Here is a 7389-nt window from a genome sequence, read left to right as displayed (position 1 = left end):
CAGCAGGCCCGGGCGGTTCGTCGTCGTGACGGCGGCGCGTACGGCGGTCCGTCCGGCGGTCAGGACAGCTGGTCGTACGAGATGCTCCGCGACCGCAGCCGGATGCCCCGCTCCGTCACCGCGACCACGTCGTGCACCACGCAGCTCGGCCAGACCTCCGGCCGCTCCTGCGGCCGCACCCGGACGATCAGCGCGTACACCGTCGAACGGAGGTCGCCGTTCTCCAGCGGCTCCAGCACGATCTGGTTGAAGTAGTGCCGCCGCTGCACCGGGTCGTCGCGGAAACGCTCGTGGAACGCCTCCAGCTCCTTCTCCACCCCGGCCGGCCCGACCGCGGGCTCGGTGCCGGGGGTGTGCTGGAAGGTGCCGTCCGCGGTGAAGGTCGCCGCGTACTCGGCGAACCGGCCGCCGTCCAGCGCCTGCATCTGACGGGCGTAGAACTGCTGCACCTCGGCGTACAGTTCGGCGCTGACGCCCTCGCGTACCGGACTCATCCGGTCCTCCTCATCCTCTCGACGGTCCCGGCCGGACCGGCCGGGCTCACCAGGGCACCGACTCGGTGGGCGAGCCGGCCATGCTGCCGTAGAACCCCCCGGTGGGCCCGTCCGGCCCGGTCAGCGCCAGCCACACCGGTACGTCGGCGCCCTCCTCGGGGCCGCGGGTGCCCCGGCTGAACGGCGAGTCCGCGTTCAGGTCGGTGGCCACCAGGCCGGGGTTGGCCGCGTTCACCCGCACCCCGGCCGCGCGCAGCGCGTTGGCGTACACGACCGTGACGGCGTTCAGCGCGGCCTTCGACGAGCTGTACGGCAGCAGCCCGCGGGTGGAGATCGGGTTCTCCGGGTCGGTCAGCAGCGTCAGCGAGCCCAGCGGGCTCGACAGGTTGACGACCCGTCCGTTCGGCGAGCGCTCCAGCAGCGGCAGGCACGCCTGGGTGACGGCGACGTTCCCGAAGACGTTGACCTCGAAGGCCTCGCGCATCTGCGCGGCACCGATCCCGGTCGTCGGGACCCCCCACTCCACCACGATCCCGGCGTTGTTGACGAGCACGTCGAGCCGGTCCGCGTCGGCCCGGATCCGCTCGGCCGCCGCCTCCACCTGCGCCTGGTCGGTCACGTCCAGCCGGACGAACCGCGCGTCGAGGCCCTGGGCGAGGAGTTCGGCCTCCGCCGCCCGGCCGCGCTCCTCGTCCCGGGCGCCCAGGTACACCGTCATGCCCTCCCGGGCGAGCCGACGGGCGATCTCCTTGCCGATCCCCTTGTTGGCCCCGGTGACGAGGGCCACCTCACCCCGGTGCGCCGCACTGCTGCCCATGCCGTGTTTCCCGTTCGTCCGGTGCCGATCAGTAATTGCCCAGCCCGCCACAGACGTTGAGCGCCTGGGCGGTCGTCGCGCCGGCTCCGTCGCCGACCAGGTACTCCACCATCGCGGCGACCTCCTCGGAGGTGACGTAGCGCCGGATCGGTACCCGCGCGGTGATCCGCTCGAACACCTCCTCGGTCGGCACCTGCCAGATGTCCGCGTAGTGCTCGCGCACCCGCTCCGCCATCGGCGTCTCGACGAACCCGGGGCAGACCGCGTTCACGGTGATGCCGGTGGCGGCCAGCTCCAGGCCGAGCGCCTTGGTGAAGCCCACCACGCCGTGCTTGGAGGCCGAGTACGGGGCGCCGTGGACGACGCCCTGCTTGCCGCCGGTGGAGGCGATGTTGACGATGCGCCCCCAGTCCTTGCCCCGCAGGCCGCCGAGGGTGAGCACCGCCTTGGTCATCAGGAAGACGCTGTTCAGGTTGGTGTTGATGACGTCGTACCAGAGCTCGTCCGGGATCTCGGCGGTGACCCCGCCGCCCGACCGCCCGGCGTTGTTGACCAGCACGTCGACGGTGCCGAAGCGGTCGACCGCGGCCCGGACGAAGGACTGCACCTGCTCGGGCGAGGTGACGTCGCAGGGACTGCCGTCCACGTCGTGGCCCTTGTCCCGCAGGGTCTTCACCGTCTCCGCGAGCGCGTCCTCGCGCCGCCCGCACAGGTAGACCCGGTGGTGCAGGGCGCCGAGCCGCTCGGCGATGGTCAGCCCCATGCCGCTGGTGGCTCCGGTGACGATCGACACCGGTCGGTCGGTTCGTGCCATGTGTCGGCTCCCTCTCTCTCCGCTCGCTCCGGCCGGCCGGCCGGCGACTCGCAACGTGGAGACGGTCGCGCGCGCCGCTCGAACCTGGGTCGGACGGGCCTGGAGCGGGGCGCCGCGAACCGGCCACCGCCACCGGACTGCTCCTCCGGCTAGCGGGACCTCCCCGAAGGAGCAGTGCGCGGCGTCCGTCTCCCGGCTAGCGTGCGGTCATGGCACCCCTTCGGACGGACGACCCGCGACTGATCCTCGACATGGCCAAGGCCCTGCTGCGCGCGCCGCTCAGGGACGTGCTCCCCACCTTCTCCCGCACCATCGCCGACCTGGTCCCGCACCGGGCCCTGGCCATGCTGACCGCCGACTGCCCGAAGTCCGCCGCCTGGACGGCCGGCGACCCGGCGCTCACCGAGCAGGTGACCACCGCCGAGATGGCCACCCTCTCCACCCACGTGGAGATCGGCTCGCCGTGGTCCGGCCGGGCCGTGCTGGCCGGCGCGGCGCGCCCGGTGTTCGCCGTGGCCTGCGCCCCCGACGGATCGGCCGGGGCGCTGCTCGCCGTCGTCCCGGTGGACGACCGGGCCCCCGAGCCCGCCGTGGTGGACCTGGTCGACCGGCTCTGGGAGCTGGCCACCGCCCGGGTCGTCGACCTGCTGCCCGAAGCCGTCCCGGTCGACCTGTCCGGTGCCTGGCGGGCCGGCAGCGAGCGCCTGCGCATCACCAGCGAGCTCGCCGAGACCCACGCCGCCACCCTCACCGGCCTGCTCGGCGTGCTCCGCTCCCGCAGCCTGGACGACGCCACCGCCCGGCGCACCGCCGTCGACCTGGCCGTCGCCTCGCTCATCGAGCTGCGCGGCTCGCACAGCGACGAGCAGCTGCCCGACGAGGAGACCCTGGAGGACGCCTTCGGCCGGCTCACCGCCATGCTCGGCGCGCTCTCCCGCTACAGCGGACTGACCCTGGAGTACGCCCCGCCCACCCCGCCGGAGCGCCTGGTCCCGTCGAACGTGGCCCGCACGCTCCGGGCCGCGGTGCGCGGCATCGTGCTGACCACCATGGAGCAGGGCGGCGTCACCCGGGTCCGGGTCGGCTGGGAGGCCGGCGGGGCCGAGCTGCGCGCGACCGTCCGCGACGACGGCCCCGGCCGGCTGGCGCCCGAGGCGCTGGCCGTGCACCGGCTCAAGGACCGGATCGCCGCCATGGGCGGTGAGTTGGAGGTGGACTCCGTCCCGCAGTGGGGCACCTCCGTGACGATGCGGCTGCCGCTCACCGTGCCCGACCGCGACCGGCCCCGCGAGGACCCGCTGACCGGGCTCAACCCGCGCGAACTGGAGGTGCTGCAGCACCTGGTGCAGGGGCACCGGAACCGGGTGATCGCCAACCAGCTCGGCATCAGCGAGCACACCGTCAAGTTCCACGTGGCCCGGATCCTCAAGAAGCTCAACGCCGACTCGCGCGGGGAGGCCGCCGCCCTCGCCATCGCGGCCGGCTTCCCCCCGGCGCTGTCGCTGGTGAACTGACGCCGAGGGGGCGGGTCCGCTCCGGACCCGCCCCCCGCGTTCAGTTCGGCCGCTCGGACCGTCAGACGCTCAGACGGTCAGCACGAGCTTGCCCGTCGTCGAGCCGGACTCGATCAGCCGGTGCGCCCGCGCGGCCTCGGCCAGCGGGAACACCCGGTCGACGTGCACCCGCAGCCGGCCCTCCTCGGCCAGCGCGGCGAGGGCGCCCAGCCCGACGTGGTCGGGTTCGGCGGTCACCGCGCTGAACTCCAGCCCGCGCCCGGCCGCTCCGGCCGGGAGCGCCGCGTCGTGCAGCTCCACCACGGTGACCAGCCGGCCGCCCGGGCGCAGCACGTCCAGCGAGCGCACGGCGGTGTCCCCGCCCACGGTGTCGAGCACCACGTCGGCGTCCTTCACCTCGGTGGTGAAGTCCGCCGCCCGGTAGTCGACGACCTGGTCGGCGCCGAGCCCGGCCACGAACGCCTGCTTGGCCGCGCTCGCCGTGGCGATCACCTCCGCGCCGCGGGCCTTGGCGATCTGGACGGCCAGGTGGCCGACGCCACCGCCGCCCCCGTGCACCAGGACCCGGTCCCCGCGGCCCACCCCGGCCGCGTCCACCAGCGCCTGCCAGGCGGTGAGGCCGGCGAGCGACAGCCCGGCCGCCTGCTGGTGGTCGAGTGCCGCCGGCTTGCGCACCAACTGCCGTGCCGGGGCGGCGACGTACTCCGCGTAGCAGCCGGCCTCGCGCGGTATCAGCGGCATGCCGCACACCTCGTCGCCGACCGCGAACCGCGTCACCCCGGGGCTGACCGCCTCGACCACGCCGGAGACGTCCCAGCCGAGGACGAACGGCGGCTCGCCGAGGAACGGCACGCCGCCGGAGCGGACCAGGGCGTCGATCGGGTTCACCCCGGCCGCCCTGACCCGCACCAGCACCTCGTTCACCCGCAGCCGCGGCCGCGCCCGCTCCGCCGGCTCCAGCACCTCGGGCCCGCCGAAGCGGCGTTGCGTGACCGCGCGCATGGCCGCTGACGTCACGGGGCGTCCGCGATCAGCTCGTCCAGGTCCGCCCCGGCGGGCACGGCCTGCGCGACGTCCCAGTGCTCGGCCAGCCGGCCGTCCGCGATCCGCCACAGGTCGGCGGTGATCACCGGCGGCGCTCCGGGGGCGACCCGCACGACGTTGTGCGTCCAGACCTGGTCGCCCTCGGCGATGATGCGCACGATCGTCAGCGAGAACTGCGGGAACGGGATGCCCGCCTGCTCCCGGAAGGTCTCGACGGTGCGGTCCCGGCCGACGCCGACGCCGTGGTGGTGGTTGACGAAGTCCTCGGCGAGCAGCTCCCGCGCCCGGTCCCAGTCCTTGTCGTTGTAGAAGGCGTCGATGAACCCGGTGACGAGCTCCTTGTTGGCCTTCAGACCGGCGTCGGCCGTCGGGCCGGCGGCTCCCTCGGTGCTCATGTGCTTCCCCTCCCCGGTCCCCAGGACCCGGTCACTTGATTCCGACGACGATCGAGTCCGGACCGACCAGGTGCTCGGTCCGGGTCCGGGAGAACCCGGCCTCGGTCATCCACGCGGTGCACTCGGCGGCGGTGTAGCCGAAGCCGCCCTCGGTGACCGCCAGCATGGTCAGGCTCATCAGCAGGGCGAACGCGTTCTGCGACCGGTCGTCGTCGATCAGCGAGTCGTAGACGACCACCGCGCCGCCCTCCGGAAGAGCTTCCCACGCCTTCCGCAGCAGGACCTTCTTCTTCTCCAGATCCCAGTTGTGCAGGATGTGGCCGAAGGTGATGACGTCGGCCTTCGGGAAGGGGTCGGCGAAGAAGTCCCCGCCGGTGAAGGCCAGCCGGTCGCCCAGCCCGTGCTCCGCCGCGTACTCCTCGAAGACCGGGCGGGACTGCGGCAGGTCGAAGCCGGTGCCGGTGAGGTGCGGGTTGGCCTTGAGCACCTGGACGGCGAGGTCGCCCTGGGCGGTGCCCATGTCGGCGAGCACCTGGTAGTCCGACCAGTTCACCTGGGTGGCGATCCGGGTGTTGGCGACGTGGCTGATGCCGGTCATCGACGCCAGGAACTGCTTGAGCCGCACCGGGTCCGCGTAGAGGGCGTCGTAGGTGTCCAGCTCGCTGTCGCGCGACTCGTCGTGCGGCTTGCCGGTGCGCAGCGAGTCGGTCAGGTTGTTCCAGATGCCGAACAGCCGGCCGTTGGCCATCTCCAGCAGGCTGCCGTGGTGCAGGTACTCCGGCTTCGCGCGGTCCAGGAAGGCGTCGGTGTCCGGGGTGTTGCGGTAGACGCCGTCCTCGCGCAGGAGGAGGCCCAGCGCCACCAGGGTGTCCAGGAAGTCCCGGGTGCCGCGCGGGTGCAGGCCCAGCCGGGCGCCCAGCGTGTCGCCGTCGGCGGGGGCCTTGGCCAGTTCGGTGAAGACCCCGAGCTCGACGGCGCTCAACAGGGTCTTCGACGACTCGAAGCCCAGGCCGATCTGCAGGATGCGCTCGGGGGAGGGGGTGGTGGTCACGGCTGCTCCTCGGTGGTCCGGGTGGTCCGGGTGGTCCGGGTGGTCCGGTGGTTCAGGGGGTGTGCGGTCCGGCGGGTTCAGCGGGTCTGCGCGAACAGCCGGGCGGCGGGCTCGAACTGGAGCGCCTGGTGGGTCGCGATGGCGTTGACGTCCCGCCACAGCCGCTGGAGCGGCCCGTCGGCGACCTGGCCGCTGGTGCCGGCCGCGCGGTAGAGCCGGTTGACGGCGGTGACGAGGGTGTCCACGACGAAGGCGCTGTCCCGGACGTTGCGGGCGGTCTCGGCCGGGGTCGGGGCCCGGTCCGCGTCGGCGAGTTCGGCGACCCGGCCGAGCAGCAGCCCGGCCGCGTCGATCTCGGCGGCGGAGCGGGCCAGCAGCATGTCGTAACTGGCCTGGTTGCCGGCCGCGCCGGGGATGCCGGGTACGGCGGCGGCCCGGCTGCGGCCGCCGAGCGCCTCGGTCACCAGGGCGAGGGTGCCCCGGGCGGCGCCGAGTGCGGGCGCCACGAAGGTGAGGCCGTTCACGGCGGGCAGCGGCGCCAGCCCGGCCACCGGGGGCACCGCCGCCGGGTCGGCGGGGCGGCCGGCGAAGGCGGCGGCCCGGTCGGCGATCCGGGCCGCAGGCACGAACACGTCCTCCAGCACGGCGGTGTTGCTCCCGGTGCCCCGCATGCCGACGCTCGACCAGGTGTCCTCGACGCGGCACTGCGAGCGCGGCACCACGGCCAGCAGCAGCCGCTGTCCGCCGTCGGCCGCCGGCACCTTCGCGCAGACGATGACCCAGTCCGCGTGGTCGATGCCGCTCATGTAGGGCCAGCGACCGGTCACCCGCAGGCCGTCGCCCTCCGGAACGGCCTCGCCGAACGGGATGACGGAGGCGATCACCGCCGCGTCCGGCCCGTCGGCCCAGACCTGCGCCTGCCCCTCCTCCGGGAAGAACGACAGGAAGCGCGGGGAGCCGGCGAACAGCGAGGCGCACCAGGCCGTCGCCGGGCAGGCCGCGCCGATCACCGGCACGGTGTCCAGGAGTTCGCCGAAGCCGCCGGCCCGGCCGCCGAACCGCACCGGCGTGAAGTGCCGCATGAAGCCGGCCTCGGCGATCGCCTTCACGGCGTCGGGGCCGATCCGGCGGGCCCGGTCCGTCTCCTCGGCCAGCTCGCCGGCCTGCCGGGCGATCGAGCGGGCGGCGGCGAGCCGCCGCTCCGGGGTGTCCTGCATGGCGTTCCCTTCCCTCGCGGTGGGTGGTGGTTCGGCGGGGCCC

At 74.1% G+C, this 7389-nt stretch carries 8 protein-coding genes; 1 reads left to right on the top strand and 7 read right to left on the bottom strand.

The genetic code is table 11. The features are described from left to right. Positions 1-59 precede the first annotated feature (59 nt). The 3 genes from ACFXPX_RS33745 to ACFXPX_RS33735 are packed head-to-tail and all read right to left on the bottom strand — an operon-like array spanning position 60 to position 2125. Complete coding sequence (locus ACFXPX_RS33745; RefSeq protein ID WP_375895213.1) at positions 60-494, bottom strand: nuclear transport factor 2 family protein; 435 nt, start codon at positions 492-494, stop codon at positions 60-62. A 46-nt stretch (positions 495-540) separates the two neighbouring features. Next, the gene (locus ACFXPX_RS33740; protein ID WP_375895210.1) at positions 541-1311 is read right to left on the bottom strand and encodes an SDR family oxidoreductase; all 771 of its coding nucleotides are present in this window, start codon (positions 1309-1311) and stop codon (positions 541-543) included. A 28-nt stretch (positions 1312-1339) separates the two neighbouring features. Further along, entirely contained in the window at positions 1340-2125 is a 786-nt protein-coding gene (locus ACFXPX_RS33735; RefSeq protein ID WP_380644345.1) for an SDR family NAD(P)-dependent oxidoreductase, read from the bottom strand. A 209-nt stretch (positions 2126-2334) separates the two neighbouring features. Here ACFXPX_RS33735 and ACFXPX_RS33730 point away from each other — a divergent pair, with 209 nt between their 5' ends. Then, positions 2335-3639 carry a LuxR C-terminal-related transcriptional regulator gene (locus tag ACFXPX_RS33730; protein WP_375895207.1) on the top strand — a complete coding sequence of 435 codons (1305 nt, stop codon included), beginning with the start codon at positions 2335-2337 and terminating at the stop codon, positions 3637-3639. Between the two features lie 69 nt (positions 3640-3708). Here ACFXPX_RS33730 and ACFXPX_RS33725 read toward each other — a convergent pair whose 3' ends face one another. From ACFXPX_RS33725 to ACFXPX_RS33710, 4 genes are all read right to left on the bottom strand, one after another. Further along, positions 3709-4641: an NADP-dependent oxidoreductase gene (locus tag ACFXPX_RS33725; RefSeq protein WP_380528813.1), complete on the bottom strand. Its 933-nt coding sequence runs from the start codon at positions 4639-4641 to the stop codon at positions 3709-3711. Positions 4642-4652: 11 nt separating this feature from the next. Further along, positions 4653-5078, bottom strand: coding sequence for a nuclear transport factor 2 family protein (locus tag ACFXPX_RS33720; RefSeq protein ID WP_375895202.1), 426 nt, complete (start codon positions 5076-5078; stop codon positions 4653-4655). A gap of 31 nt (positions 5079-5109) precedes the next feature. Beyond that, on the bottom strand, positions 5110-6129 hold the full coding sequence (locus ACFXPX_RS33715; RefSeq protein WP_375895200.1) for a methyltransferase: 1020 nt from the start codon (positions 6127-6129) through the stop codon (positions 5110-5112). Between the two features lie 77 nt (positions 6130-6206). Continuing rightward, on the bottom strand, positions 6207-7346 hold the full coding sequence (locus ACFXPX_RS33710) for a hydrolase (protein ID WP_380644344.1): 1140 nt from the start codon (positions 7344-7346) through the stop codon (positions 6207-6209). Positions 7347-7389 lie beyond the last annotated feature (43 nt).

The sequence above is a fragment of the Kitasatospora sp. NPDC059146 genome, from assembly GCF_042786665.1.
GTDB lineage: Bacteria > Actinomycetota > Actinomycetes > Streptomycetales > Streptomycetaceae > Kitasatospora.
This window is presented reverse-complemented; position numbering and strand designations above follow the sequence as displayed.

What these genes read in the sequence shown, in the direction of transcription:
- ACFXPX_RS33735 (WP_380644345.1), bottom strand. Translation starts at nt 2,125, where the DNA reads ATGGCACGAACCGACCGACCGGTGTCGATCGTCACCGGAGCCACCAGC.
- ACFXPX_RS33725 (WP_380528813.1), bottom strand. Translation starts at nt 4,641, where the DNA reads ATGCGCGCGGTCACGCAACGCCGCTTCGGCGGGCCCGAGGTGCTGGAG.
- ACFXPX_RS33745 (WP_375895213.1), bottom strand. Translation starts at nt 494, where the DNA reads ATGAGTCCGGTACGCGAGGGCGTCAGCGCCGAACTGTACGCCGAGGTG.
- ACFXPX_RS33730 (WP_375895207.1), top strand. Translation starts at nt 2,335, where the DNA reads ATGGCACCCCTTCGGACGGACGACCCGCGACTGATCCTCGACATGGCC.
- ACFXPX_RS33710 (WP_380644344.1), bottom strand. Translation starts at nt 7,346, where the DNA reads ATGCAGGACACCCCGGAGCGGCGGCTCGCCGCCGCCCGCTCGATCGCC.
- ACFXPX_RS33740 (WP_375895210.1), bottom strand. Translation starts at nt 1,311, where the DNA reads ATGGGCAGCAGTGCGGCGCACCGGGGTGAGGTGGCCCTCGTCACCGGG.
- ACFXPX_RS33720 (WP_375895202.1), bottom strand. Translation starts at nt 5,078, where the DNA reads ATGAGCACCGAGGGAGCCGCCGGCCCGACGGCCGACGCCGGTCTGAAG.